Raw genomic sequence first — 25112 nt, 5'->3', positions numbered from 1 at the left:
AATGGCGCTATTCGGCTCATCAGGCATCAGGGGCGTCATCGGCTCGGGAATGACCCCGGAGCTGGCGCTCAAAGCCGGCAAAGCTCTTGGCTTGCTACACAAGAAAATCGTCATCGGCCACGATCCCCGGACCTCCAGCCACATGATCGAGGACGCCATGGTCGCAGGCATGCTCTGCTCGGGAGCGAGGGTGACCCGGATAGGGCTGGTCTCCACGCCGACTCTCGCCTACGCCGCCCGCAACTACGACTGCGGCATCATGATCACTGCCTCCCACAATCCGCCCGAGTACAACGGCATCAAGTTCTGGAACCCGGACGGCATGGCCTTCTCGCTCAAGCAGCAGGACGAGCTGGAACGGCTGATCGAGAGCGACATCAGGGGCGTCGGGTGGGAGTACATCGGCTCCGAAAGCCACGCCAGCAACGCCATTCTGGATCACATCGACGTCATCCTCAGGAACGTCGAGAAGTGCAGCCTCAAAGTCGTCGTCGACTGCGGCTGCGGCGCCGCCACGACGATCACTCCCTACGTGCTCCGGGAGATGGGCTGCAAGGTGATATCGCTCAACGCCCAGCCCGACGGCTTCTTCCCCGCAAGGGACCCCGAGCCGATCGACGAGAACCTCTCCGAGCTGAAAGAGGCAGTGAAAGCCTTCGACGCCGACCTGGGGATTGCCCACGACGGGGATGCGGACCGCATGATGGCCGTGGACGACCAGGGCAGGCTCGTGACGGGCGACGAACTGCTGGCATACTTCTGCCGGTTCGAAGTAAAGGACTCTGTGGTATGCCCTGTGGACGCCTCCATGGTAGTGGACAGGTGCAAGCCCGGGGTCAAAGTATATCGTACCCGGATCGGGGACGCTTTTGTGTCGGAGGAAGTGCGCAAGGTCAACGCCGACTTCGGCGGGGAGACCAGCGGCACCTGGATCTTCCCGAGGATCTCCTACTGTCCCGACGGCATCTACGCTGCAGCCAAGCTCGTGGAGCTGGTGAGTAAAAATGGCAGGCTGTCGAAGGCGATCGCCGATCTTCCGAGGTACCCGCTCAAGAGGGGCGGCATGAAATTTTCACATGGTAATAAGGCCGACATCATGGGCGGCATCCGGGCGGAGATCGAACAGGCGAACTCCAGGATCAACACGCTGGACGGCGTGAGGGTGGAATACCCCGAAGGCTGGGTGCTGATCAGGCCGTCGGGCACCGAGCCCAAGATCAGGATTACGGCGGAGGCCGTCGATGAGGGCGCGGCCGAAAAGCTTTACTCTCAGGCCGAGTCTATCGTTAAAAGGTGCATCGACTCATGCGCGCAGTAATCCTGGCAGCGGGCGAAGGCACCCGCATGCGCCCGCTCACCGAAAACAAGCCAAAAGTGATGTTGCCAGTGGCTAACAAGCCCATGCTGGAGTACACCATACTCGAGGCTAAAGCGGCGGGCATCACGGACTTTCTACTTATCGTAGGCTACCGGAAAGAAGCGATCACCAGCTACTTCGGCGACGGCTCCCGGCTCGGCGTGAACATTGAGTACGTCGTGCAGGAAAAGCAGAACGGCACCGGCCACGCTTTTGGAATGGCGGCCCAGGCGTGCGACGACCGGTTCATCGCATTAAATGGCGATGTTACGGTGAGTTCCGGGCATTTGAAAAAGCTGATCGGCAGGAATGAGGACGCCATCATCACCGTGAAAGAGGTCTCCGACCCCCGGGCCTACGGGGTTATAGAGACTGACGGCGCCAGAGTCACTCGCATCGTGGAGAAGTCCCCCGAGCCGCCGACCAACCTGGCGAACGCGGGCATCTACTTATTCGATCCCTGCATCTTCGACGCCATCGAGAAGACGCCTCTGTCGCCCCGGGGAGAGATCGAGATCACAGATTCTTTGCAGTATTTAATAGACGGCGGCCGCTCCGTAGGCTACGAAGTCATGGACAGCGACTGGCTGGACATCGGCAGGCCGTGGCAGCTTTTAACGGCGAACGAGCTGGCGCTGAAAGACCTGAAACCTGCTATAGAGGGCGAAGTAGAGCCGAACGCCACGCTGAAAGGCCCTGTATCAGTGGGCAAAGGCACGCTGATCAGGAATGGCGCCTACATCGTCGGGCCCTGCATTATCGGCGAGAACTGCGACATCGGCCCCAACTGCTTCATCCGGGCATCCACGAGTATTGGTAATAACGTCCACATCGGCAACGCCGTGGAAATCAAGAATTCTATTGTAATGAACGGCACCAAGATCGGGCACCTCAGCTACGTAGGAGACAGCGTCATCGGCGAAAGATGCAACTTCGGCGCCGGCACCAAGATCGCCAACCTCCGGCTCGACGAGAAGACCATCCCCGTGACCGTCAACGGCAAAAAGACCGACAGCGGCAGGCGCAAGCTCGGCTGCATCATGGGCGACGACGTCCACACTGGCATAGGCAGCCTCATCAACGTGGGCACCTCCATCGGACCCGGGGCGTTTATCGGGCCCGGTGAGCTGGCGAAGGGCGAGATCAAAAAGGGCGAGCGCCTGATCACCAGATAATATTTTTCTTATTCTCTTTTACGTAAGCCGTTTTTTCTAAAGCTCACCATAAAATAGCTTTTCACATAACCAATATAATAATATACTATAATATGCTCACTTACTTATGCAATCGTTTCCCCCTCAAGGGTTACGATAATAGTTTGGGGTGCATATTATGCTAAGAACAAAGCGCAGCCTTGCGATATCGGCAATAGTACTGCTAATAATATCCATACTGGCTGTACCCACAGCCACAACTGCATCGAGTGTGAAAATTCTGACCGGCACTCCGGGCGACACGATCACCTACACTGGATCGGGCCCGGCCGACTCCGACATACCTGTCGAGCTGTCGACGATCATTTCCGTCGGCGTAAGCGACAATAAGTATTCACAGACGTTTTACGGTATCCATATACCCGACTATCAGAACTCCTTCACGGTCAGCGGCAACCCGGTAAACACGCTCTACGTGTCCGGCAGGGGATCGATGACTCTGGGCCTCTGGTCGCCCGACTTAGGCGGAGCCTCCAGCAGCTTCACCTCCCCGATCAGCATCCCTGAAGGAGATTACGATGTCAGAGTCCACGGCGACGCAGCCCCCGGCACGTCCACGGTAAACCTGAACGTGAAAGTCACTTCTTACGTACGCACCGACAGTTCCGGCTCGTACACGGTATCTCTCAGCACCGCAGGGCTCCCCGCGGGCCTGTACGTTCTCAGGCAGAGCGGCGTAGAGGTAGCGAACATCTACCTCGGCATCACTCCGCCTCCCCAGCCGCCCGAGCTCAGCAAGACCGCCACCATCAACCTGAACCAGGGCTGGAACCTGTTCTCGCTGCCGGTGAACCCCGCGTCGACTGAGATCACGGACCTCTTCACCCCGGAGCAGCGGGCCAACATCTACGTCATCTGGGACTACAGCGGCGGCGACTGGAAGTACTGGACCACTGAGCCCGGCTACACCAACCAGTTCAGCTCGCTGAACCCCAGGAAAGGCTACTACATCTACTGCTACGAACCGATGTCGGTCACAGTGTCAGGCGAGGAAGCGACTCCGCTGAGCTACAACGAGCTCCAGTCCGGCTGGAACCTGGTCGGCTACCCGAAGACTACCTCGGGCAGCATCAGCTCGCTGTACCCGGCAGCGGAACTGATCTGGGAATACCGCGGCGGCAACTGGTACTACTGGACCACCATCACTGGCTACGTCAACCAGTTCGACACCTTCAGCCCCGGCTACGGCTACTGGGTCTTCAAGTAAAACGGGAGACTGAAAAATGAGATCAGCAATACGCATCATATGCATCGCTCTGGCTATAGCAGTCTGCCTGGCGGTCACGGCACCCATCGCCAGCTCCGATCTGCCGATGCCGCCAATGCCGCCCTCCCTGCCCCCGCTCGGTACCCCCACGCCCACTCCGTCCGGCGGCGGAGGAGGCCCCTCCGGGCCCGGCCCCGTCACGTTCCAGAAATACGTCGTCGACATCAAGACCACCGACGGAATCCTGATCGGCAACATCACCGCGAACTCGCCCGACAGCCTCAAGCTATGGGTGGAGAGGATCGTGCCGATCGGCAGCTACAACTATACTGTAAGGATGACCGCCGACCTGGACGCAGTGCCCCAGGCCCCCCAGATGGACATCCTCGCGGCAGCCCCCGGTGCCGGAAAGCTCCTGGACTCTGACGAGTACACCAGCCTGGCAGCCTTCAACATCACCCGGTACTCCAAAAGCGGCAACTGGAAGCTGAAAGCCGGCACTGTCAACCTGTACGTCACCGCCCCGGCAGAAGCCCTGAACGGCACAGACACCGCAGCCCCGTACTACCTGCTGAAGAACGACACCTCGCGCGACATCGTCTACCCGGCAGCCCGGGATAACGGCGACGGAACGGTCACGTTCTCGACACTCCTGTGGTACGAGCCCGGCTCCCCGGCGGACACCGGCATATACAGCCTGCTCGGCAAGAGCGTAGAAGTACTGCCGGAGCCCACGGTAACCCCGACCGCTGCGCCCAGCCCGACCGGCACCGCCAGCGCTGACACCGAGGGAAGCAACGTGTTCGCCACGATCGGCGTGCTCATCTTAGGACTGATCCTCGGCCTCCTGGTCGCGCTCGGGTACATGTACCTGGCGAACAAGAAATAAGACCGCCCGAACAGGGGCCCGGTTATCCGGCTTCGCCGAAGGGCGGGCGGATAACCTCTTAACTTTTTTAATTTCACTCTACTTCAGCTTTACCCTGGCCATCAGAATACTGACAAGAAGAAGTCCTCCAGCACATGCGAGACCACCGAGGCCGACCAGGAAAAAAGCAGAATGGAGATGGCGGCCATAGCCAAAGCCAAGGACGTTGACCGGGTAGAAGTCCGGGGAGTATCCGAGGATCCAGTCCGGAATGTGGTCTGCGTCAACCAGTACGCCGGCAACCCCGCCGCCAAGGCAGAGAAGGATCCAAAAAGGAAGTGAGCCGCCTCGCTTGAAAGGATTAAGAAGACTGTCATCGAATCGATCATACGCCATATTCCTGCCTTACCGTCAATAACCTAAGAAATCCCAGAAAACTCAATGCCAGTTAAATGGGGATGGGGGCGGCAAAGCGCCGCCCGCCAATGGTGGAGTCGAAACTCGAGCCGCTTCAGAAGCAATAGTTAATCTCGCGCACAGGGATTTTAAACTAAGCGTCGATAATAGCGGCTTTCAGCGGGTTATGCCCGTGTAATGCCGGGGCCAGAGCTTTAATGCTTCACGTCGCCGTCATTCGTTGTTTATTCGTATTTTAAGACAAATTATTGGCTCAACGATCAGGGGCACGCCATTTTATCGGATAAATTTCCTGTCATATTATATATATTTGTTTTATTATATTTGGTTTCACTGGCTGCCTTACTACAGCAGCCGATCAAAAAGAGGCCACGCCATGTTCAAAATACCCACCGCTACCTTTGTCACGCTTTCAGGCCTGGTAGCTGCCTGCCTGCTTCTGATCGCCCTGACGGGAGAAAACGTCAGCTCCAGCATGGACGCACTTCCAGCCCTGTCACTGCCGCCGGGCATGCCGAATGCCATACCGTCGGTCCCGGCTGTGCCGACCTTCCTCCCATCGCAATCGCTCCAGCCTACCTCCACGCCTGCGCTCACGCCCACCCCGCAGGCTACGGCAGCGCCCGCGATCGAAAGCGGGCCGCCGGAGAGCATTCCCGGGCTGGTGAGGGTGACCGAAGTGCCGTCGCCGACGCCTGTGCCCGGACCTACGAGCATGCCGGGGGTTGTGATCGTGACCTCGACGCCGGTGCCGGCAATGGTGCCCGAAGTGAATAATAGTACTGACGCAATGCAGGTGACGGTTGAGCGCTCGTCTCCGTCTCAGTGGCTCATTCCTGGCTCGATCGCCTTGGTGGGCGTGATCTTTGTGGTATTCGGGGTTTACCGGATGATCAGGCGCAGGAGATAAGATCGCTGAGAATTGATCTTTTGGCCTTGTCAGCGGGTCCTGGAACGAGGCCAAACTTTTTGGGTTTATGTGAACCAGCAAATGCAGAGTATCAAGGAGGGTCTGGAGGATAGGAGGCGGGTTAAAGGAGATATACGGAGGTTAAAGGAGGGTTTAAAAAAGGAGGTTTAAGGAGGTCAGGAGGTTTAAGGAGACACGCTTGATCTATGCCAACAGCAATGATTTTGATCTGCTTTCTGAATACTCATATACAAGCTTATAGAAAAATTTATAATGATAATACTCATATGCGGTATTAAGTGTATAAAAATATCTATTTAACAGCACAAGAGCAACTCGTCTTCAACGCCATCTCTTCATATGATCTTATCTCGGTAGCGGAGATTGTCGATCTATTGCCCGGCATGAGCGAATATAAAATCAATAAAACCTGTGCGAACCTCGCATCTAAGGGATATCTATACCGACTACAGAAAAGTCTCTACCTTGTACAGAATAAGCCGTCGGACGTGCCTGTCATGAAAGACCCGTACAGAGTCGCTTTAACGCTATACAAAGGCTATATCGGTTTTTCATCCGCTCTCAGGATCTACGACCTCCTTGACTACGAGCCATTTACCATTTTCATAGTCACGAGCAACATGTCCCGGGAGAAACAGATCGGCGAATATGTCTTCAAAGCAGTAGCCATGGGAAAGCGGGCGACAGGGATGAGCTATTATAAAGGCATCTACACATCGACGCTGGCCAAGACTTTCTTCGACTGTTTCTACAAGCCTCAGTATAGCGGAGGCTATTCGACGATCACGAAAGCTATGTACGAATCGAAAGGCCTGGACTGGAGGGAGTTTGTCGGGTACTTCGATATGGCCTCTGATGCCCTGTGCCAGCGGACAGGGTATGTTTTAGACATGCTCAACCGGGAAACTTACATCGTGCCCGATCAGGCGCTAGAGTATTTCAGGAGCAGGATCAAGAACAATACCCGGCTCTTGCCATCTGGAGGCGGAAAAGAGACCTACAGCCGGGAATGGATGCTACAGGATAACCTGGGGAGAGAGAATATTCTGTCATGGTGGAACTATGGCTGACGAAGAGCTATTACGATATGCAGCCCTGAAGACCGGGCTCGGGCTCAAATACCTGTCCAAGGATGAGAAAGTGTCTCTGGCACTCGAACAACTGAGACCGCTATTCCCGGATGCGATATTCAAGGGAGGGACAGCACTGAACCGGGTGTACCTGGCGAAGAATGGCGTCAGCAGGTTCTCCGAGGATATCGACCTGGATTATATCTCCCACGGAAGCCTCGACGAGATGATCGCCCGGATTAAGACCGGCATATACGGCCTAAACGGGTTCAACATCTCCGGGCCTCGAATCATGCACCGGACCATCAGGTTCGACTGCGGCTACATGAACGAGTTCGGCGAGCGAGACCAGATAAAAATTGAGTTTTACCTGAATAACGTCAAATCGCTGCGAACTGAAGATGTTCTCGTTAAATCGCCCTTCATAGAGGCTCATACCACGCTATTTAAAACATACTCGCTCGAGGACCTGATAGCGAAAAAATTGATCGCCCTGCACAACCGGACTGAAGGAAAGGACATCTATGACTTGTTTTACAGTCTCGACCTGGACTACTCCTGGGACAAACTGAATCTGGCCCTGGACTTAGCCCGAGAGCATTACAAAGTAGAGAAAGAAGGCTTTTACGATCGCCTGGCGCAAAAGCTGCAGGACGCGAAGAAAAATTCCTTTTACGTCGGCAACTCTACTAACCACTTTATCCCGGCACGCCTTCGACCTGACTGGAAGATCTTCATCGCTACGCTGGGGCAAAAGATCGAACGTATGTCTGACGAGAATACATCCCACGAGGGCTGAGATAATGCCAGGAATTCATGATGTGACTACCCCCGATAATAAGTACCAGCCTAACCTGAGCACGATCAGGATGGTCGAGGCATTTATTAAAGAAAATAGTGGGAAGTACAAGAAAAAAGCACTCTGGCAGAACCTCCCGAAAAAGATGATGTACCAGACATATTGTAATATCATCGACTATCTTCTGGAGTCAAATAAGATCGCGATGGATAAGAACGGATACGTCGTCTGGATATGGGATCCTGAGATTGCTAAGAAGTACCTGCTCAGAGACGATCTCGCAATAAAGTAAGTACCAAAATCGCTAATCCATATTTTTACTCTCGACGATCTCCCGGAGCCCATTTTCAAGCACTACCTCAGGCTTATACCCGAGCAGCTCTCTGGCTCTGGAAATGTCCGCATAGCTATACTTGATATCCCCCGGCCTCTCGGCGTGCAACTCGGGCTCTAACTTTTCGTTGCCATACAGGCTGATAATGGTCCGGGCGAGCTGGCCAATGGTGGTGGAATGGCCGGTGCCGCAGTTGAAGACCTTGCCGACGGCAGCCTCTTTTTCCAGCATGAGCATGACCATCTGCACCACGTCGTGCACGGAGACGAAGTCCCTGGTCGCAGTGCCGTCGCCGAAGATGATCGGGGGCTGTCCCTGGCTGGCGCGATCGATGAACTTCGAGATGACCCCGCTGTAAGGGTTGGACGGATCCTGCCGGGGGCTGTAGATGTTGAACGGCCGGATCGCAGTTGTATGAACACCATAGATCTTCTGGAAGGCGAGAGCGTACTTCTCGCCCGAGAGCTTGCTGACGCCATACGGGGACATCGGGTTCTGGGGATGTTCCTCGTCAACCGGGAGGCGAAGAGGATCGCCATAGACGGCGGCGGAACTGAAGTAGACGAAACGTCTGATGTTAGCGTTTCGGGCAGCGTCGAGCAGGTTGATGGTGCCGAAGATGTTGTTGTCGGCGTCGAAGGACGGATCCTCGACGGAGCGGGCGACGAAGATCTGGGCTGCACAGTGGACGATCGCATCGACGTCTTTCACGAGGTCCTTCACAAGGGCCCTGTCCCGGATGTCGCCTTTAACCAGCCTCGAGCCCGGGATGCTGTCCCTGCCGTTCGAGGACAGGTCGTCCAGGATGACGACTTCTGCTCCTGATGTTAAAAGGGATTCAGTGATGTACGAGCCTACCTGGCCCAGGCCGCCTGTGACTAAGTACCGTCCCGCTTGCATGTGGGTTATTATTGCTTAAGAGGTATATATAACCTGATTTATTCATCGCATGAATAAGCTGAGTAAAAGGAGGTACTGGAGATCTGGCCTGTGCAAAACCATTAATAAAACGAACACTAAATATTAACTGGGTCACGTCACACATGAGGAAAGAAGTCGAACAGTGGTGGAAACAGGCGAAAAAGGACCTGGATACGGCTCGCCACTGTAAGAGTTCTGAAGACTATTACGCTTGCGCTTTTTTCTGCCACCAGGCTGTCGAAAAAAGCCTGAAAGCACTGTACATAGAGAAAAGACGGGCTTCGCCGGGAGCTACCCACTCTCTGATCTACCTGGCCACCGAAGTCGAGATGCCTGAAGGTTTCTTTTCCTTCCTGCGACAGATGACTCCAGTATTTGTCACCACCCGCTACCCTGACGCCGCATATGGGGTGCCATACGAACTCTATGACGAGACAATAGCAGGGGAAATTCTGGAAAAGAGCAGCGAGGTGATCGAATGGGTCGCATCACAGATCGAAAAGTCACAGAGTGGATAGACCTCTTCGTGGCGGCCGTCGCTGATAAGTACGATCCGGAAAAAATTATACTGTTCGGAAGCAGGGCCAGGGGAGATCATCTGGTAGACAGCGATGTCGACATCCTCATCGTCAGCAGTAAATTCGAGGGGATGAACTGGCTGAAAAGGATAATGGATGTGTCTCTTCTATGGACTGGCCTTGTTACGCTGGAGCCCATTTGCTATACGCCGGCTGAATTCGAAGATAAAAAGAAACTAATCGGCATCGTGAACGAGGCCATCAGGGAAGGCGTAGAGCTGAAGGCGTGATAATGTCTCGACTTTCCCCTATTCTATCTTTTTAGATATTCGTCATTCAAGTCCCCCCCAAGGCCTCCGGTTCCTCACTATACTCCTCTCTGATAATGAAAGTTGGCCCTGCATAGGTCGAAAATACCGCCAGGACCGCCAAGGAGCCAAGCAGGCTGCCTCATAATCCATAGTGTCCTGGCACAGCGCAGCGATCGTCATCGCATCGCCCGCATCGGACGCCTGCAATTGCAGGCGTCCTGGCGGGCGAACTTCCTTATTGTATAACGAAAACGAATTATGGGACAGCCTGCAAGCTCGTCAAGAGATAAATTGTTCATGGAACGCCAGAGTGCCATGCTCACCAGGCCGTATTTAGCTATTCGTCTTGATCCCGATCGGAAAGCCCCTGGCGAGCCCGGCAGCCCTATAACCATAGCCGATATAACACATTTTTCACAGGACTATAACTGTTGGTCACCGGTTTCCGATAATCAGGGCTATTACTGTTTTACCATCACAACGGGCTTAACAGAAACCGGCATCGGCAGTCTTCCAGTTAAAACAAATGCTCTGGCATTCTCCGGCTTGTAGAGCTTAAACCTGAGGACGAACCAGCCCAGGGCGAGGAGCCCGGCGATCTCGGGGAGGAACACGTCTGGCCTTGAGATCAGGTTGTTCAGGAGGTAGAGGATGTAATCTCCCCTCTCGTACTCGGGGAAGCCCCACCCGAACAGCGGCCAGAACCAGGTCCCTGCAGCGTTCCACATCTGGTCCTCCACCTGGTGAAAGGCAGCGCTGACTGTCAGGACTCCGACGCCCCAGTACCTGTACTTCCGGGCGACGAGCAGGGCTATAATGGCCAGGACGGCGATGAAGAGCAGCGTATGGCTGAAGATGCGGCCATTGTTGAACACGCTGTGGAAGATATACTCGCCGAGGGGCTTGTCGATGATGTCCGGCAACAGGGAGCCTACGATGACGAGCCGGTAGTCTACGCCGATCTTAAGAGCGAGGGCGACGAGGAAGACGACCAGCAGAGTGAGCCCGATGTGGCCGAAGAATAACATGTTCTTGAAAAAGTTATGGATGGTATAATTAGTTTTTCTGTCAGCCGTATATCGAATACTGCCAGATGACTCCAGCGCGGGTCGGTATCAGTTCTTAAAATAATACTGTAACGCGGGTCGACGGCCGACCTGATGGTCGGCCTACTACGGTTTTTCGGGTGCTCCTACGTCAGGGCCGGGCTCGCACCCTCGGAGGTACGACCTGGCTGCGCCTTCGGCTGCGCCAGTCGACCCTCCTTCGCAAGCCCTAAGCGACGCCACTTCGTAGGCGTCCATTGCCCTGCCGCCTCCGCATCCGGCTGATGCCGGACAAGCCCGAAAAACCTCCGTCGACCGCGTTGTCTACGTTTACACAATGCTGAAGTAGTAATCTTCCAGCACATGCGATAACACGCCCACAGACACGGCCATCAGCAGGATCAGAGTCCCCGAATGGCTCATGATGGCCCGGGTGACCGGGCCCGGGCTGGTGTCTGTCTGGGTTAGCTGCACTGTGGAATACAGCCAGTTATAGGCCGCCGTTATCAGCAGCCACGTCGCCAGCCCCGAGACGAAGGCGAGGAGGAAATGCCCCAGTTCGCACATCAGGATGTACTCCAGCGTCACTGCCATCATATCTGACCTCTGAAACTATCACTCCGCCGCCGGCGCCCGGCCGACGGCCTTCTGGATAAACCTGACCGCGCTCTTCGCAGTCGCCTTTACGGTACTTCTGATGCTGTACTGCAGCAGCAGCCCGGCGATCACTGTAGACGTCGCGAGGCTGAGGTAAAGCACCAGCGCGTGCAAGGATCTTCCCACACCCGCGAACCTCGGCCCGTCGAAGAACCCGGGGATCAGGAACACCGGCCCTATCCTCATGTTGAAGATGTAAAGTGGAATGTGATCGATATCTACCAGTACGCCTGCAATCCCGCAGATAATGCCTACTATTAGCGCTTTAGCCCCGAATCTGGGGCGTAAATCAAAGCCCATGACGTAGTCTCCGATTCCCCCCACTACCTGCTCACAGGACCCGAGCAATTTTTTATGCTCAAATTAATCAAATATTGAAAATTTGGAAATAAATATGTTTTCTACTTATTATGCAATTGCAGTAAGAGAATAAGCGCCAGACAATAGTTCAATGGTACTGACGATGCGCCATTCCTCGGATGGACCCGGTCGCTATTGAGGGGTTTTCAAGCAGGGGGTACGAAAAATTGAACTGGCTCGGCCCCGGGAGGCCTCGGTTTTAATTCGCAAAGGCGCTAAGAGTCATGTGATGATCGGAAGCCTTGATCAAGCATAAGTGATGAATAAGTGGCAGTTCATAGTTTCTGAGCTGGTAAAGCCGCCAGGCACGCCAAGAAGCCAGGTACGCCAAGTATTATTTTTTATGATAGGTGTGGTTCCGATCGAAAGAGTCCCTGGCGTACCTGGCTTCTTGGCGTTCCATGAAAAATTAGCTCTTGGCGTGCCTGGCCCCTTGGCGGGCCTGGCGGTATTTTCGACTCACACAGGGCCAACTTTCAATTTTTCATGCGACTATAAATCTTAATCCTCTATGACCTTCTTACCTCTCTATCCTCCCGGTTTGGAAATCCTCCTATGCTTCTCGGAACCTCCCCAACCTTTTAGCTGACCTTCCGGAACCTCCGGGAACTCCTCGCTTGCCCGCTCAGTACTGTAAACAAGGCCACTGAAAGCACCTGTTATACTCATATCGCCGGTCCTCCGCTACAATCGGTCGCTAATTTCATCAAATCTATCTTATAATCAGAAAATACGGTTACTTTTGCTTTCAAAATTAAAAATACTATATAATTACAAAAGCTTTATATTAATTCCACTAAAAGTAGAATTAATTGTACGACAGGCGCCAGAGAAACGGGCGCCAGAAGGGGTTTACTATGTCTTTTAACAGATCACTCAAAATCGCATTCGTCGCACTACTTGTGCTGCTCTGCGGGGCGGTCCTGATCCCTGCAGTGGCAGCTGCCGCGCCGGGCGGGCTGGCTCCGCCTCCGCTTCCGCCTGAACTGCCGCCACTGCCCATCCCGACACCTCCTGCAGACACGACACCGGCACCGGCACCTGCACCTGCGCCGGCATCAGTTGAAGAATCGCAGCCTGCCGCGCCTGCTCCGGGCGTAGCCACGGTCAGCATGGACATGTTCTACCAGCGCCCGACACCGACGCCTGTGCCCAGCGCCACCCCGGCTCCCGTCGATCTGCGGGCGAGCACAGAGGCCACCATTGCTCACCCGAGGGCTTTACAGCAGCCTGAGGCTACCACAGTCGCAGAGCCTGCTGACGAGGAAACCGAGCCTGCCACGGACGACGCAGCAGACCAGAACACCCAGCCGGCGCTGTTCCAGTGGCTCAGCCAGCTCGTGACCTTCATCAGGGGCCGGTAGATCTTCCGCTTACGATGGCCAGAGCGTTCCATGAAAAATGCAGATATCGTCGGCGCCTGGCCGCCTTGTTCTTAGTTCGCAAAGGTGCACGGCTAAGTCCCGAACTGCACGAATGCACTATTAATTGACATAATGCACGAAGGGCACGGCTTTAAAACACGAACAAGTTCCTCGAATGCTCGAAGACACCAAACTAAAACACAGTTGAAGAAGCCGTTGTCATCGTTGACCGGTATCCTGGCTGGGGTTATTCTTGAAACCTTTTGGGACAGATGCTGGATAGGTAAACACATCATATAGTCGCATGAAAATCATCATGTGGAGTACGTCTGGATGGGGATAAAACGCCAAACCGCCAGATTGCGCCAAAAGTCAGGTGATGATCGGAGCCTTGATCAGGCTTAAGTGATGAAAAACTGGCGGTTCTCAGTTTCTGCGCTAGTAAAGCCGCCAAGCACGCCAAGAGGCCAAGCACTCGCCTCATGAAAACTGGTTTTTCAAGTAAAGCCGATGAAAAACTCCTGGAGGTTGGGGAGTTCCCGGGAGGTCTAGGAGGATTTTCAGGCTGGGAGGTTGGGGAGGGTGGAGAGGTCTGAGAGGAGGTTGGGGAGTGTGGAAAGGTTTGGGAGGATTTTTTAAAGATATTCTCTCTGACCTCCGGGTACTTACATAACCTCCTCTCTGATCTCCATGACCTCCCTGACCTCCCGGCTTGAAAGTTCTCTCTGAACTCCGTGAACCTCTCCGACCTCCTCCCTGGCCTCTCAACACCTCCCTGACCCAGATTTTTCATGGAACGCCAAGCTATAATTATAGTGATCGGCGAGGTTCCGATAGAAAAAGCCCTTGGCGTTCCATGAAAAATCTGGGTCTTGGCGTGCTTGGCTCCTTGGCGGCCTTGGCGGTATTTTAGACTCACACAGGGCCAACTTTCAATTTTTCATAGCCTCTACCTGAATATCCCATTTCTCATAAGGCGAGTGCTTGGCGCCCTTGCAACCCTCGCCGAAACAACAAGTTTTTCATAGGACGCCAATCACTTCATAGTATGGCGTTTTGGCGTTTTCTCTGTTCCCAGATTTTTCATCCCCCACTACTTGAAAAACCATTTTCATCCAGGAGTTTTTGTGCTACCAACGCAAGCCCATACAAGGGCAGAGCACCGGACAGGTCAGTAATCACAAGCCAAACAAGCGCGGGGATACAGGCAATCTGTGTTCAAGCGCAGTGCAGCGATCGTCATCGCATCGTTGGCCATGCGCCGGGCTCATTTTTATATCCCTCGTTATAGTATGACCCAATCATACTACCATTAATCTTTAAATGCAATTATACAGATAAATAGTTCAAAGCAAGTTTATTCAGATTTATTTCACACTTATTTCACAAATGCAGGCTTTTTAACGAATATTTTAGAAAAAGCGCCACGTATGGAAAAGCTTAAGTCAGAAGCGCTATAAGGTATTGTGTACAACCAATCATTTGGTTTATATGGGGTATATAGTAATGAGGAAAAACAAGGGTGAGCAGAGACATCTGACGATCCCGATCGACCGGGTATATTTCGACGGGGATCACCTTCGCAAGACTCAGACTGACATCTCTCAGCTGAAGAACACAATCTCTGACGTGGGCCTGCTGCAGCCCATCATCGTGCGAAAAACCTCTTCTTCGCCTTCCTCTTCGGAGGGCTACACCGTCATCGACGGCCAGCGGAGGCTGCAGGCGCTCAAGGAACTGGAGGTGCCCGAGCTCATCGTGGGCCGGGACGTGATCATCGACGCCGACGAAACTGAGGCGGATGCCCGGTTCAAGCGGATTATAGCAAACGTCCAGCGGGAAGACATCAACGATATCGAGCTGGGCCACGCGTTCGTCGAGCTGAAGGAAAAGTACGGCTACAAGTACAACGAGATCGCTGAAATCATAGGCAAGACTCCGCACTACGTTTCGGCCAAAGTAGGGCTTGCAAAACGGCTTACCACTGAACTGCAGGATATCATCATCAGCGATTGGAACGCGGCGGAATGTATTCGGAGTAAATTTTCAGAGGAAGAGTCGGCCGATCTGCTCTACGAGATGAACATCAACATCATCGAGGAGATCGCCCGGCTGCCCGGAGAGCTGCAGAGGCCCGCCTATGATACGATACGGGCCCGGGAGATGGACAAGAAAGAGGCGCTCGAGTACCTCCGGTCCGTCAAGCGGGATGCGGAGGTCATGAAGCTGGCATCAGATGTGAAAGGGCTCATGGAGACGTATGCTTCGAACGAGCCTGCCCGGATGGAGCCGCTGACTCACCGCGAGCTGAAGGGTTATTTGAAGAAGATCAACAGGAACCTCGATCGCCTGGCTGTGGTCGCGAAGACCTCCGGCCCTGGGGAGAGGGAACAGGTCATACCCGTCCTGGAGTCTCTGATTGAGAAGCTGACTTCGCTTTATGCCGAGATCAAGGCCGGCGAGGCTGGCAGCGTCGAGGCCGAAGCAGGGTGAGATCCAGGCTATATATCTCTTTTTAACTAATCACTATCGAGGGCTGGAGGGTGCTATTCTCGCATCTACTTATGTGTATTGAACCGGTTCTTACTCCTGCCTGGCGACACTGTCAAGTGTTGAGTCCGTGGAGTGCCTGGAGGTCTGGAGGTAGTTCTGGGAGGTAGGGGGAGGTCTGGGAGGGTTTTTTAAAAGGGAGGTCTGGAGGTAAGGAGGTCTGGGAGGATTTCTTGATCGAGGGGTGGTCTCATAGCAAGTGTAGGTGTGATATTGTCCGGCCCTCTCTGACCTCTATACCTCGTGTCCTCCCTTTTTAGTTCCTCCCCGAACTCCGGTACCTCCCTGGACTACCTCCAGACCTCCAACCCCTCCCTTTCCTCAACACCCGGCGAAATAGCGAGCATAACCAAATTATTATCCGGACCAATTTTTAAAAAGTAGAAAATTCGCCTCTCTGTGCCTCTTCGGCCTCATAATCTGGCCTCTGAAGGCAATCCTCCAGGCTTGCGCTGACTGGTTTCTCCAATTCCCAAAAGCGCAGAGCGGCCGTTTTTTGGAATATTGAGCCAATTTAATTGCTAATAATATATCTTTACCACAAGAAACCATAAGCTTTAATATAGATTACCCTTCATAGGATTTAGAGGATTAAAGGCCCAATATAAAAACGATCCGGGAAAAATCCAGATAGCTATTACCGGGGGGTATATAGCCATGGCATCTGTGGCCATACCAAATAGTATTGAAGGGGAATCTTACTTATCATCTACCAGGGGTGGAGCCCACGTCCGACAGGCCCGGCCGAGGGTTGTCGAGGTGTCGGAGAGCACGCTCGAGGCCGGTAAGCCCATGGTGATCGTGGCCATCCCGTGCTACAACGAAGAGGTCGCCATCGGCAGCGTCGTTCTGAAGTCTCTACAGCACGCGGATCGTGTGGTCGTCATCGACGACGGCTCCAGGGACAGGACTGCTGAGGTCGCCCGCATGGCAGGCGCCGAGGTCCTGGTTCACGAGAAGAATCAGGGCAAGGGTGCCGGGATCAGGCACGCCTTCGAGTACGCCGCAAAGGTAGGTGCAGACATTCTCGTATTGATCGATGGCGACGGCCAGCACAACCCGGATGAGATCCCCCGGCTCATCGAGCCCATCATCAATGGCGAGGCCGACATGGTCAACGGCTCCAGATTCCTGGTCAAGGGCGGGCACAACGTGCCGAAGTACAGGCGTGTGGGGCAGGAAGTTCTGACTATTGCTACTACAGCAGGCGGGAGCTCGGGGATTACGGATAGCCAGAACGGGTTCAGGGCATTCCATAAGAATACGTTTGGGGCTTTTACGTTTCAGTCGAAAGGGATGGCGATTGAGAGCGAGATGCTGATGGACGCTGCCAGGGCTAATCTGAGGATCAAGGAAGTTCAGATTGATGTTAGGTATGATGTGGCTGGGTCGACGTATAATCCTGTGGCGCATGGGATGAGTGTGCTTGCTTCAATTATTAAGTTAATATCCCAGAAGCGGCCATTATTATTCTTCTGCCTACCCGGAGCGATCGCGATGGTTATAGGAATGGGATTACTGTTCCTAGTGTTAACAATTTTCAACGATACCCACAGCTTTGCAATTGGGTATACGATGGTCGGTATGCTTGGGATAATAATCGGAACCTTCGCAGTATTTACCGGTCTGACACTATCTTCAATTCAAAGTGTTAAAACAAGTAATTAAGTAGTTATTGTTTATACGTCGGTATTAGCATGGATAGAAAAAAAATTTTAATTGTTACTCAGCAATATCCACCAGAAGCAAATGCTTTTAGAATATCTGATATGGTAAAATATCTGAGTGACAATTTGGACGTAACGATCTTAAGTCCGCACCCAACCATCCCTATTGGAACGTTTAAAAGAAAATGGAAGGTGTCAGAATCAGTAGTGATCAACTCCATCAAAGTGGTTAATTTATGGACCTGGCAACCAAAATCGAGCGATCCTGGATTTCTCAGCCGGATGTCTTATTACCTGTTATTTTCATTGCATGCGACCATATGGTCTCTGATAAATTCTAAGAAATTTGATCTTATCCTGACCTCCACGCCACCGATATTTGTGAACCTTCCGGGATTAATCTGTAAACAATTATTAAAAAAACCTTGGATTGTAGACGTGAGGGATCTATGGATCGACGCAGCGATTGGACTAGGATTCCTAAAGGAAGGGAGTATTAATGAGAAGATGAGCAGAAAATTCGAGAAAGTATGCTACGAAAAATCGGATAAGATTTGTGTAACTACCAACGTTATAGAAGAAAAAATTTGGCTCTTCTCCATTTTTAGGATGAGGGTTTCCGGCAGATTGTTAATATTTTAAGCATAAAATACTCCAGGTCCTGGAGGCCGTAACTTCTTCTTTTGATGATATTGATCTTGGTGTTGAAACCTTCGCTACCGGCATTAGTGATATGATGTTTGAAGAGGGCGGTCACACCGTACATGTAACGATCCAATGTCCTTACCAGAGCTTGGAACTCCTCCAATCCGCTACTCTCCACGTTCTCTTTCCATGTCTGCAACCGGAGCATTGCATGGTTCTGATATCGGGCGTCCAGGATGTCCAGGAGTTGTTCTTTCAACAGGTATGCCTTGTACAAGGGTTGGTTCAGCTCCAATAGTTCCTGAAGAGTCTCCCTCTTTTCACTGGGGAGGTTCTTCTCTCTGCTGAGGATGAGAAACCGTTTATCCTTCCAGTGTTTTCGTTCAGCTTTGCCTGCACCCCTGAATTCTCGTCTACGGATACTGTCTATGCATTCCCCTGCTTTCTTAGCGATATGGAACTTATCGAACACGATCTCCGCCCTCGTGTTTTTACGGACGCTGGCAATATATGGATCCCACATATCCATGACCACCGCTTTAACGTTCATGCTTTTCTCGTATCCTAGAATGGCGAAGAACAGGTCGAGTGTCACCTCTTTTCTCCCAATGCCCGTCCAGAGAACACAGCCCTTTTCAACATCCCGGACTACTGTGAGGTATTTATGGCCTTTCTCATAAGCGATCTCATCCACGCCGATCACCCGGGGATTACTGGAATCCAACGGGACAAGGGATTCTCTCATCGTATTCTTATCAATACTCTTCACAGTCTTCCAGTCTAACCCTACGACCTGGGCGGCTTCTTTAATGCTCATATGCTTACAGAGAACCGAGACATGCTTTTCCAGTCTCTTCGTGCATCTCGAGTACTCCCTTACAAACTCCAGTTTCTCATGACCCCTGTGGCCACACCGGCAAAAGATCTTGTATTGAGGGAACTGCACATAACAACGCAGACACCCCAAATCCAGGTCCCTGACCACTCGGACATACTCATCCTCAACACGTTTAACACGCCTGCCACAACGAGGACACAGAGAAGGCCTCCCTGATCTCTCTAACTCGACAAGAAGCCGTTCATCATCATGACTGATACCAGCAATCTTAAATCCCTTAAAATTAAACTGGCTCTTGAATACTAACGAGTATTTACACCGCTTACCCATGATATTGTGCCAACATTACAAGGGCAAGCGGTGGCTTAAAATCACCCATTACAACTAGCAGTTCCTCACCCGACAATCGGAGAAGAGCCAAAAATTTCAAAAAGGTACCCACATATAGATAAAGAAAAGTTCCTCTTAATATCAAACGGTGTGGATATTAGATTATTCTATCCGGTGTCATGCGAGAAAAAACAGCAGATCATTTTTGTGGGGAATGTGGGCCACGCATATTGCTTGGAACAAATTATTCTATCGTTAAAAGAGATCAATAAATCAAAAAACTTAAAACTGTTGATCGTGGGTGCAGGAGATAAAAAAGCGGAACTCATGAAATTTGTTGATGATAATTGCCTGAACGATCTTGTTGAATTTACGGGATACCTTCCAAGGGCAGAAGTCCCAAAATTGATATCAGAGTCACTTTTAGGAGTAGCTCCTTTAAAAGACCTTGAAAGTCTCGAGTATATCGTGCCAATAAAAGCTTATGAATATATGGCATGCGGTGTCCCATTCTTGGGTTGTGGACGAAATGAAATCGAACAGATAGCAAATAAATCTGGGGCGGGAATAATTGTTAAAAATGATCCTAAAATAATATCCAGAGTGATCGTTGATCTTATTAAAAATAAGGATCTTTTAAAACAGATGGGTGAAAATGGGCGAAAATATGTAGAAAAATATTATGATCGCAAAGTAATCGCAGAGGAGCTAAACAAGTCCATCGATCTTTTATTAAGACCCTGAGGTATTAAGTAAAAATATACTTTTATATTATGATGCTAAGAGGTAAATAACGATATGGCCGAGGATAAACGATTAAAAAAAATTGATCTAATTGGCCACTATCCACCACCATACGGTGGAATACAAGTCCATATTCAAAGACTGCAGACGTATTTAGAAGACAATGGCTATACATGTATCGTCTATGATTTTAATGGTACAGTAAAACGTAAAAATATAATTGATATCAAACACAACCTACCTTCTTGCTTTTTACTTAATGGGGATATTATTAATTATCATGCTGCGGGCATGACGTTAAGTAATAGCTTAGCTATAATATTTTTTAGATTTATTTCATTTATAAATGGAAAAACATTCCTTATTACTTATCATAGCATGAGAAATAATTTATTATTTTATAATAACTTAACTAGGATTGTAGCTAAATTATTTTTAAGGTTAACCCCTTATTTTATTGTTGTGAACCAAGATATTAAAGATAGGTTGGTATCTTTAAATGTTAATTCTGAGAATGTCAAAATCATATCGCCATTTTTCCCCCCTGTCATTAATTCCTCAGACATAGAACTAGTTCCTTCTCATGTATGGGATTTCATTAATAGCCATCACCCCATAATTTCTGCTAATGCAAGTTCAATTTCATTTTATTTTGAAGAGGATTTATATGGAATTGACATGTGTGTAGAGTTATGTAAAAGCTTAATTGAATCTTATCCAAATATTGGATTTATCTTCTCATTGGCGAAGTTGAATAATGTGGATTATTTTGAAAAGTTAAAATCAAGGTTACAGGGTATTGAAAACAATTTTTTATTTTTAATAGGGCCATACCCGTTCTATCCCATACTGTTAAAAAGTCATATATTTGTCAGACCTACCAATTCCGATGGGGATGCAGTTTCAATATGGGAGTCTTTGTTTTTTAAAATTCCGACAATTGCAAGCGATTGTGTTTCAAGACCGGCGGGTACAATTATATTTAAAAACAGAAATAATTTGGACCTATTAAATAAAACAATTATGGTGCTATCTGAATATGATAAATATAAAATGAAAGTTGAATCTTTACAAATAAACCATAATGGGAAACAATATATTGATTTTTATAATTTAATTTTATCAAATAAATAATATATGCATAAATACTTCATATCTACTACGAATGATGTTGTTATAACCTGGGTGTCTCAATTTTGCTGTAAATTTTAGGCTGATAGCCTTGGCGCAAATGGATTGATGAAAAATATACAAAAACGTTGAGATGCGCTCAGTTAATTACCGGTTATCGTCATGGACTATTCAACAAAACTATTCGTATCTGCAGAGACAATAGACTATTCAGTGTTTATACTAAGCATCAAAACACTTTGAATAGATAACCATATATTTTATGATACTTTTGCTAGGCCTACCTATAAATAGTAAAACATAATCTAAGTGTATAACTGTCAAGGCGCTTCTCCTATGAAAATTTTGTATATCAATCCAAGTCCTACCGGTGGGATGTTACATTATTCGACCCAGCTTGTAAACAATATACCGGAGGAACACGAAAAAGCTTTAATTATCGGTAACCTAGGAGATAAAAAGTCATTATACTCAAATATTACAATTCATGAAATATCTTGGAAAAAAACTGAATTAGTGGCAAATGTGCTGGAAATCAGGAAAATTGTTAAAAGTTTTAACCCAGATATAATCCATTTTACGTCTTTTCACTTCATCCTCATACTGTTGGTACCCTTTTTTAAAAAATATCGAATAGTAGTTACCGCACACGATGTAGATGCTCATCAGGGAACAGACAACTTCTTTTATAAATTTGTGCTGGATCAATACCTGAAACTGGGCGATTTACTAATCACCCACGGAAAAAACTTAAAGGACAGACTAGTAGAAAAGGGATTTGATGAAAGTAAGATCTTCATTCTACCTCACGGCGACTATTCGTTCTTCCTTAATTATTCGGTAGAGAAGAATTCCAGCGTTGAGAATAGGGATACATTATTATTCTTTGGCCGGATCTTAAAATACAAAGGCTTAAACTATCTACTGGAATCGCTAAAATTAGTCATCCAGGAGCATCCCGATGTCAAACTGATCGTGGCAGGTAAAGGAAACATGGACGAATATCGAGACCTCGTCCAGAGTTTCAAAGCCGAGAACTTGGATATTCACAACTATTTTATCGAAGATAAGGACGTACCATCATACTTTTCTATGGCTGATATTGTAGTCTTACCTTATATCGAAGCTTCCCAAACGGGGATCATACCAATCGCCTACGCTTTCAGCAAACCGGTAATCGCTACAAATGTCGGCTCGATACCTGAGGTTGTCGATAACGGCATCACAGGCATACTAGTTCCACCCAAAGATGAAAAGGCGCTTGCAGTTGCCATACTGCGATTATTAAAAGATAAGCAGCTAGCTAAAGAGTTGGGGACAAACGCTTATCATAAGATGAAGGAAGAATTGTCATGGGATAAGATTGCCATAAGGACCATCAATATTTATAAGCAGCTACTGTAATTTAGATTGCACTATATATAACAGGCAATTTGCATCGAGTATGCCTACAACGGAGAAACCGAGTGTGTCTTCCTATTTCGAATATCGAGGCCAAAAAGTTCATAAGTACATCGTTTACTCGCTAATACTGAACGCGGTGTTAATATCAGTACTATACTTAGATGCTGAAGGCATCACCGTATCGGTTCTGAGGGGCGTGATCAGCTTCATTTTCCTGACGTTCGTCCCCGGATTCCTGATCGGAAAAATACTTAGACTGGATAAGCAAGGCTTTTTAGAATTTTTACTGTACTCAATAGGCCTTAGCTTGATGGCTATAATGATAACTGGATTCTTACTTAATATCAGTCTACCTATTATCGGTATACACCGGCCGATCTCGGAATTTTTTATCTTATCAGCCCTTTCGTCTTTGACTGTAGTCCTCTGTCTGATTTGTCACCATTACGATAATGATTTCAGCAATCAAGTTTCCTTTTCATATACTCGTAGCCACATCAAAATGTTACTGCTGATATCACTTTTACCTATTTTAGCTGTAATTGCGACATTTACTATGAATTATTATGAGACAAATATACTCCTATATATTTTATTGATACTCGTTTCATTGGTCATCGCTTTGGTTACAGTAAAAAACATCTTCCCGGAATGGATTTATCCCTACCTCGTCTTTATCATGGCCCTCTCCTTACTTTTCCATAACTCGCTGATATCGAACTATGTTTGGGGCTGGGACGTTCAACAGGAATACTATGTCTCTAAACTTGTAGTTGACAGCGGTTTCTGGAACTCTTCGATACCCACCAATGTCAATGCAATGCTAAGTATAGTCATCCTCGGACCGGTCTATTCGATCATATCCGGTTTAAGTATGGAGTGGGTCTTCAAAATCATTTACCAGTTTTTTTTCGCTCTTGTACCCATAGTCATGTATCTAGTTTTTAAAAAATTAACAAATCCCAAAGTAGCAGTCCTTTCGGTGATCTTTTTCATCACAACTCTAATATTTTATAAGGAAATGATCCAGTTGTGCCGACAGGAAATCGCCGAACTCTTTCTTACTTTGCTCCTGTTGCTGCTCTTAAATAATAACTTACCCGGACGAACATGGGGCATTTTGTTTTCTGTGTTTAGCTGTGGCATAATCATATCGCATTACGGTTTAACGTATATGGTTATTGGATTAATCGCATTATCCTACGTTCTTTTTACTTTTATAAATCTGGTTGCACGTTATATTAATACTGATAAGGTTATTATTCCGGTTACCCCGATACGGTTGAATTTTTTACATATATGCATTTTTATTTTCATCGCGTTGTCATGGTACATCGCTATAACTTCATCTACAGCCTTTTATTCCGTGTCATCAGTCATATACCAGGTTATCAGTAGCATGTTCACAGAGTCGCTAAATCCTACTGCGTCGCAGGGATTGGCGATAATTCAGAAAGTTCCGGTATCGCAAATGCATCTCCTCTATACTTATATATACTATTTCAATCAGGTATGCATCGTTTTGGGCCTTCTGTATTTGTCATATAAAACATTTGCTCGTAAAAATATGTATAATTATTCGATCATGCAACTCATTATGTGCGGAGTTGCTGTAATGGTGCTTGTGGGGAGTATTGTTTTACCCTATTTCGCTAGTGCACTGAATACTACGCGCATTTACCACATCATGCAGTTTTTTGTGTCACCAGTTTATATAATTGGCTTTATCTTTGCTTTGGAATCAATTCCCAAAGTCTATGCAAGGATTGTTAAATCTCCTTTTCGTTCTAATTTATCCTTTACTTACGGTATCATATCATTATTTTTATGTGTGTACTTATTATTTAATTCTGGCGTAATATTTCAAATATTAAATGATCATCCTTCATCTATGGCATTAGGTGGTGTGCCAGATTACCCTCTATACAACGATCTTGAGTTAGAGTCTGCAAACTGGATGACCGATCCAACAATCTACAGTGGTTACATTCCAGTTTATAGTGATTATTACCGATCGTTACTAATTTCTGGGAAAAACGGGAGATGGGATTACACTTCTGGTGGAATTACTAGCTATAACTGGTCTGATGCTAATATTTATGTACTTTCGTTAAATCAAAGTGGTACTTATTATACATATCTTGGATCATATAATATAAATAAACAGTTAGTGTATATTGATCCATATCCTCAACATCGGATAAAAAATTTAATTTATACTAGCTTAAATAATTTGGCATTAATTAATGAGATATATGATAACGGCGGGTCAGTTATCTACTACAATATCTAATTATTTTCATACATAAAAAAAGTGGTAAATTCTAGTAAATATCATTTCATACTTCCATTGCCTATGTAATATTGGATTGGGACCCATAAATGTTCCGTTAAGGGTTTCGTTAGCGTTTTATAATACCGTATGAGGC

At 48.9% G+C, this 25112-nt stretch carries 25 protein-coding genes; 20 read left to right on the top strand and 5 right to left on the bottom strand.

Annotated elements, in window-relative coordinates; all coding sequences use genetic code 11:
* Nucleotide 1 precedes the first annotated feature (1 nt).
* The 9 genes from glmM (at nt 2) to RCI_RS07610 (ending at nt 8155) form a co-directional block, all read left to right on the top strand.
* Nucleotides 2-1318, top strand: a complete 1317-nt coding sequence (gene glmM, locus RCI_RS07650) for a phosphoglucosamine mutase (protein ID WP_012035846.1) — start codon at nt 2-4, stop codon at nt 1316-1318.
* A complete protein-coding gene (gene glmU, locus RCI_RS07645; protein WP_012035845.1) occupies nt 1306-2532 on the top strand; it encodes a bifunctional sugar-1-phosphate nucleotidylyltransferase/acetyltransferase in 1227 nt (408 codons plus the stop codon). The genes glmM and glmU overlap by 13 nt, the downstream gene beginning before the upstream one ends.
* Nucleotides 2533-2689: 157 nt before the next feature.
* A complete protein-coding gene (locus RCI_RS07640; RefSeq protein WP_012035844.1) occupies nt 2690-3778 on the top strand; it encodes a hypothetical protein in 1089 nt (362 codons plus the stop codon).
* A gap of 16 nt (nt 3779-3794) precedes the next feature.
* The gene (locus RCI_RS07635) at nt 3795-4667 is read left to right on the top strand and encodes a hypothetical protein (RefSeq protein ID WP_012035843.1); all 873 of its coding nucleotides are present in this window, start codon (nt 3795-3797) and stop codon (nt 4665-4667) included.
* A gap of 177 nt (nt 4668-4844) precedes the next feature.
* The gene (locus RCI_RS16990; RefSeq protein ID WP_158308891.1) at nt 4845-4988 is read left to right on the top strand and encodes a hypothetical protein; all 144 of its coding nucleotides are present in this window, start codon (nt 4845-4847) and stop codon (nt 4986-4988) included.
* A gap of 451 nt (nt 4989-5439) precedes the next feature.
* Entirely contained in the window at nt 5440-5973 is a 534-nt protein-coding gene (locus RCI_RS16670) for a hypothetical protein (protein WP_148266571.1), read from the top strand.
* A gap of 299 nt (nt 5974-6272) precedes the next feature.
* Entirely contained in the window at nt 6273-7064 is a 792-nt protein-coding gene (locus RCI_RS07620) for a type IV toxin-antitoxin system AbiEi family antitoxin domain-containing protein (RefSeq protein ID WP_012035841.1), read from the top strand.
* Nucleotides 7057-7863, top strand: coding sequence for a nucleotidyl transferase AbiEii/AbiGii toxin family protein (locus RCI_RS07615; protein WP_012035840.1), 807 nt, complete (start codon nt 7057-7059; stop codon nt 7861-7863). Before RCI_RS07620 ends, RCI_RS07615 begins: the two co-directional genes overlap by 8 nt.
* A 4-nt stretch (nt 7864-7867) precedes the next feature.
* Complete coding sequence (locus tag RCI_RS07610; RefSeq protein ID WP_012035839.1) at nt 7868-8155, top strand: hypothetical protein; 288 nt, start codon at nt 7868-7870, stop codon at nt 8153-8155.
* 12 nt (nt 8156-8167) lie between these two features.
* Here RCI_RS07610 and RCI_RS07605 read toward each other — a convergent pair whose 3' ends face one another.
* Entirely contained in the window at nt 8168-9097 is a 930-nt protein-coding gene (locus tag RCI_RS07605; RefSeq protein WP_012035838.1) for a GDP-mannose 4,6-dehydratase, read from the bottom strand.
* A gap of 143 nt (nt 9098-9240) precedes the next feature.
* Between RCI_RS07605 and RCI_RS07600 the strand changes: the two genes are divergently transcribed.
* Together RCI_RS07600 and RCI_RS07595 are read left to right on the top strand one after the other, a co-directional pair.
* Entirely contained in the window at nt 9241-9636 is a 396-nt protein-coding gene (locus tag RCI_RS07600) for a HEPN domain-containing protein (protein ID WP_012035837.1), read from the top strand.
* Nucleotides 9597-9926 carry a nucleotidyltransferase domain-containing protein gene (locus RCI_RS07595; RefSeq protein ID WP_052309929.1) on the top strand — a complete coding sequence of 110 codons (330 nt, stop codon included), beginning with the start codon at nt 9597-9599 and terminating at the stop codon, nt 9924-9926. Before RCI_RS07600 ends, RCI_RS07595 begins: the two co-directional genes overlap by 40 nt.
* 482 nt (nt 9927-10408) lie before the next feature.
* Here the strand turns inward: RCI_RS07595 and RCI_RS07590 are convergent, their stop codons facing one another.
* Nucleotides 10409-10975 (bottom strand): metal-dependent hydrolase, encoded by a 567-nt coding sequence (locus RCI_RS07590; protein ID WP_012035835.1) that lies wholly within the window; start codon nt 10973-10975, stop codon nt 10409-10411.
* A gap of 132 nt (nt 10976-11107) precedes the next feature.
* Here RCI_RS07590 and RCI_RS16985 point away from each other — a divergent pair, with 132 nt between their 5' ends.
* On the top strand, nt 11108-11278 hold the full coding sequence (locus tag RCI_RS16985) for a hypothetical protein (RefSeq protein WP_158308890.1): 171 nt from the start codon (nt 11108-11110) through the stop codon (nt 11276-11278).
* Nucleotides 11279-11323: 45 nt separating this feature from the next.
* On the opposite strand, the gene RCI_RS07585 is transcribed toward RCI_RS16985, so the two are convergent.
* Complete coding sequence (locus RCI_RS07585) at nt 11324-11590, bottom strand: hypothetical protein (RefSeq protein WP_012035834.1); 267 nt, start codon at nt 11588-11590, stop codon at nt 11324-11326.
* A gap of 18 nt (nt 11591-11608) precedes the next feature.
* Nucleotides 11609-11974 (bottom strand): hypothetical protein, encoded by a 366-nt coding sequence (locus RCI_RS07580; protein ID WP_048198247.1) that lies wholly within the window; start codon nt 11972-11974, stop codon nt 11609-11611.
* A gap of 893 nt (nt 11975-12867) precedes the next feature.
* Between RCI_RS07580 and RCI_RS17490 the strand changes: the two genes are divergently transcribed.
* The 4 genes from RCI_RS17490 (at nt 12868) to RCI_RS16225 (ending at nt 18233) form a co-directional block, all read left to right on the top strand.
* Nucleotides 12868-13374, top strand: a complete 507-nt coding sequence (locus RCI_RS17490) for a hypothetical protein (protein ID WP_012035831.1) — start codon at nt 12868-12870, stop codon at nt 13372-13374.
* Between the two features lie 1506 nt (nt 13375-14880).
* A complete protein-coding gene (locus RCI_RS07570) occupies nt 14881-15867 on the top strand; it encodes a ParB/RepB/Spo0J family partition protein (RefSeq protein ID WP_048199107.1) in 987 nt (328 codons plus the stop codon).
* A gap of 849 nt (nt 15868-16716) precedes the next feature.
* Nucleotides 16717-17592, top strand: coding sequence for a glycosyltransferase family 2 protein (locus RCI_RS07565; protein WP_052310018.1), 876 nt, complete (start codon nt 16717-16719; stop codon nt 17590-17592).
* 29 nt (nt 17593-17621) lie between these two features.
* Complete coding sequence (locus tag RCI_RS16225; RefSeq protein WP_012035827.1) at nt 17622-18233, top strand: glycosyl transferase; 612 nt, start codon at nt 17622-17624, stop codon at nt 18231-18233.
* On the opposite strand, the gene RCI_RS07560 is transcribed toward RCI_RS16225, so the two are convergent.
* The gene (locus tag RCI_RS07560) at nt 18196-19404 is read right to left on the bottom strand and encodes an ISL3-like element ISArch13 family transposase (RefSeq protein ID WP_012035826.1); all 1209 of its coding nucleotides are present in this window, start codon (nt 19402-19404) and stop codon (nt 18196-18198) included. The two genes, RCI_RS16225 and RCI_RS07560, sit on opposite strands and share 38 nt — an antisense overlap.
* Before the next feature lie 150 nt (nt 19405-19554).
* On the opposite strand from RCI_RS07560, the gene RCI_RS07555 reads away from it, so the two are divergent.
* The 4 genes from RCI_RS07555 (at nt 19555) to RCI_RS17570 (ending at nt 24976) form a co-directional block, all read left to right on the top strand.
* Complete coding sequence (locus RCI_RS07555) at nt 19555-20148, top strand: glycosyltransferase (RefSeq protein WP_012035825.1); 594 nt, start codon at nt 19555-19557, stop codon at nt 20146-20148.
* Between the two features lie 54 nt (nt 20149-20202).
* A complete protein-coding gene (locus tag RCI_RS07550) occupies nt 20203-21282 on the top strand; it encodes a glycosyltransferase family 1 protein (protein WP_012035824.1) in 1080 nt (359 codons plus the stop codon).
* A 333-nt stretch (nt 21283-21615) separates the two neighbouring features.
* Nucleotides 21616-22683: a glycosyltransferase family 4 protein gene (locus RCI_RS07545; RefSeq protein ID WP_052309928.1), complete on the top strand. Its 1068-nt coding sequence runs from the start codon at nt 21616-21618 to the stop codon at nt 22681-22683.
* A gap of 40 nt (nt 22684-22723) precedes the next feature.
* On the top strand, nt 22724-24976 hold the full coding sequence (locus RCI_RS17570) for a DUF2206 domain-containing protein (protein ID WP_048198244.1): 2253 nt from the start codon (nt 22724-22726) through the stop codon (nt 24974-24976).
* The last annotated feature ends 136 nt before the right edge of the window (nt 24977-25112 follow it).

The organism is Methanocella arvoryzae MRE50 (assembly GCF_000063445.1).
Lineage (GTDB): Archaea > Halobacteriota > Methanocellia > Methanocellales > Methanocellaceae > Methanocella_A > Methanocella_A arvoryzae.
Note: the sequence above shows the minus strand (reverse complement) of the source record. Positions and strands in the feature narration are given on the sequence as shown.

What these genes read in the sequence shown, in the direction of transcription:
- glmU (WP_012035845.1), top strand. Translation starts at nt 1,306, where the DNA reads ATGCGCGCAGTAATCCTGGCAGCGGGCGAAGGCACCCGCATGCGCCCG.
- RCI_RS07635 (WP_012035843.1), top strand. Translation starts at nt 3,795, where the DNA reads ATGAGATCAGCAATACGCATCATATGCATCGCTCTGGCTATAGCAGTC.
- RCI_RS07610 (WP_012035839.1), top strand. Translation starts at nt 7,868, where the DNA reads ATGCCAGGAATTCATGATGTGACTACCCCCGATAATAAGTACCAGCCT.
- RCI_RS07595 (WP_052309929.1), top strand. Translation starts at nt 9,597, where the DNA reads ATGGGTCGCATCACAGATCGAAAAGTCACAGAGTGGATAGACCTCTTC.
- RCI_RS16990 (WP_158308891.1), top strand. Translation starts at nt 4,845, where the DNA reads ATGGCGGCCATAGCCAAAGCCAAGGACGTTGACCGGGTAGAAGTCCGG.
- RCI_RS07550 (WP_012035824.1), top strand. Translation starts at nt 20,203, where the DNA reads ATGGCCGAGGATAAACGATTAAAAAAAATTGATCTAATTGGCCACTAT.
- RCI_RS07560 (WP_012035826.1), bottom strand. Translation starts at nt 19,404, where the DNA reads ATGGGTAAGCGGTGTAAATACTCGTTAGTATTCAAGAGCCAGTTTAAT.
- RCI_RS17570 (WP_048198244.1), top strand. Translation starts at nt 22,724, where the DNA reads ATGCCTACAACGGAGAAACCGAGTGTGTCTTCCTATTTCGAATATCGA.
- RCI_RS07585 (WP_012035834.1), bottom strand. Translation starts at nt 11,590, where the DNA reads ATGATGGCAGTGACGCTGGAGTACATCCTGATGTGCGAACTGGGGCAT.
- RCI_RS07600 (WP_012035837.1), top strand. Translation starts at nt 9,241, where the DNA reads ATGAGGAAAGAAGTCGAACAGTGGTGGAAACAGGCGAAAAAGGACCTG.
- RCI_RS07545 (WP_052309928.1), top strand. Translation starts at nt 21,616, where the DNA reads ATGAAAATTTTGTATATCAATCCAAGTCCTACCGGTGGGATGTTACAT.
- RCI_RS07570 (WP_048199107.1), top strand. Translation starts at nt 14,881, where the DNA reads ATGAGGAAAAACAAGGGTGAGCAGAGACATCTGACGATCCCGATCGAC.
- RCI_RS16225 (WP_012035827.1), top strand. Translation starts at nt 17,622, where the DNA reads ATGGATAGAAAAAAAATTTTAATTGTTACTCAGCAATATCCACCAGAA.
- RCI_RS07590 (WP_012035835.1), bottom strand. Translation starts at nt 10,975, where the DNA reads ATGTTATTCTTCGGCCACATCGGGCTCACTCTGCTGGTCGTCTTCCTC.
- RCI_RS07615 (WP_012035840.1), top strand. Translation starts at nt 7,057, where the DNA reads ATGGCTGACGAAGAGCTATTACGATATGCAGCCCTGAAGACCGGGCTC.
- RCI_RS07605 (WP_012035838.1), bottom strand. Translation starts at nt 9,097, where the DNA reads ATGCAAGCGGGACGGTACTTAGTCACAGGCGGCCTGGGCCAGGTAGGC.
- glmM (WP_012035846.1), top strand. Translation starts at nt 2, where the DNA reads ATGGCGCTATTCGGCTCATCAGGCATCAGGGGCGTCATCGGCTCGGGA.
- RCI_RS07640 (WP_012035844.1), top strand. Translation starts at nt 2,690, where the DNA reads ATGCTAAGAACAAAGCGCAGCCTTGCGATATCGGCAATAGTACTGCTA.
- RCI_RS07565 (WP_052310018.1), top strand. Translation starts at nt 16,717, where the DNA reads ATGGTGATCGTGGCCATCCCGTGCTACAACGAAGAGGTCGCCATCGGC.
- RCI_RS17490 (WP_012035831.1), top strand. Translation starts at nt 12,868, where the DNA reads ATGTCTTTTAACAGATCACTCAAAATCGCATTCGTCGCACTACTTGTG.
- RCI_RS16670 (WP_148266571.1), top strand. Translation starts at nt 5,440, where the DNA reads ATGTTCAAAATACCCACCGCTACCTTTGTCACGCTTTCAGGCCTGGTA.
- RCI_RS16985 (WP_158308890.1), top strand. Translation starts at nt 11,108, where the DNA reads ATGGTCGGCCTACTACGGTTTTTCGGGTGCTCCTACGTCAGGGCCGGG.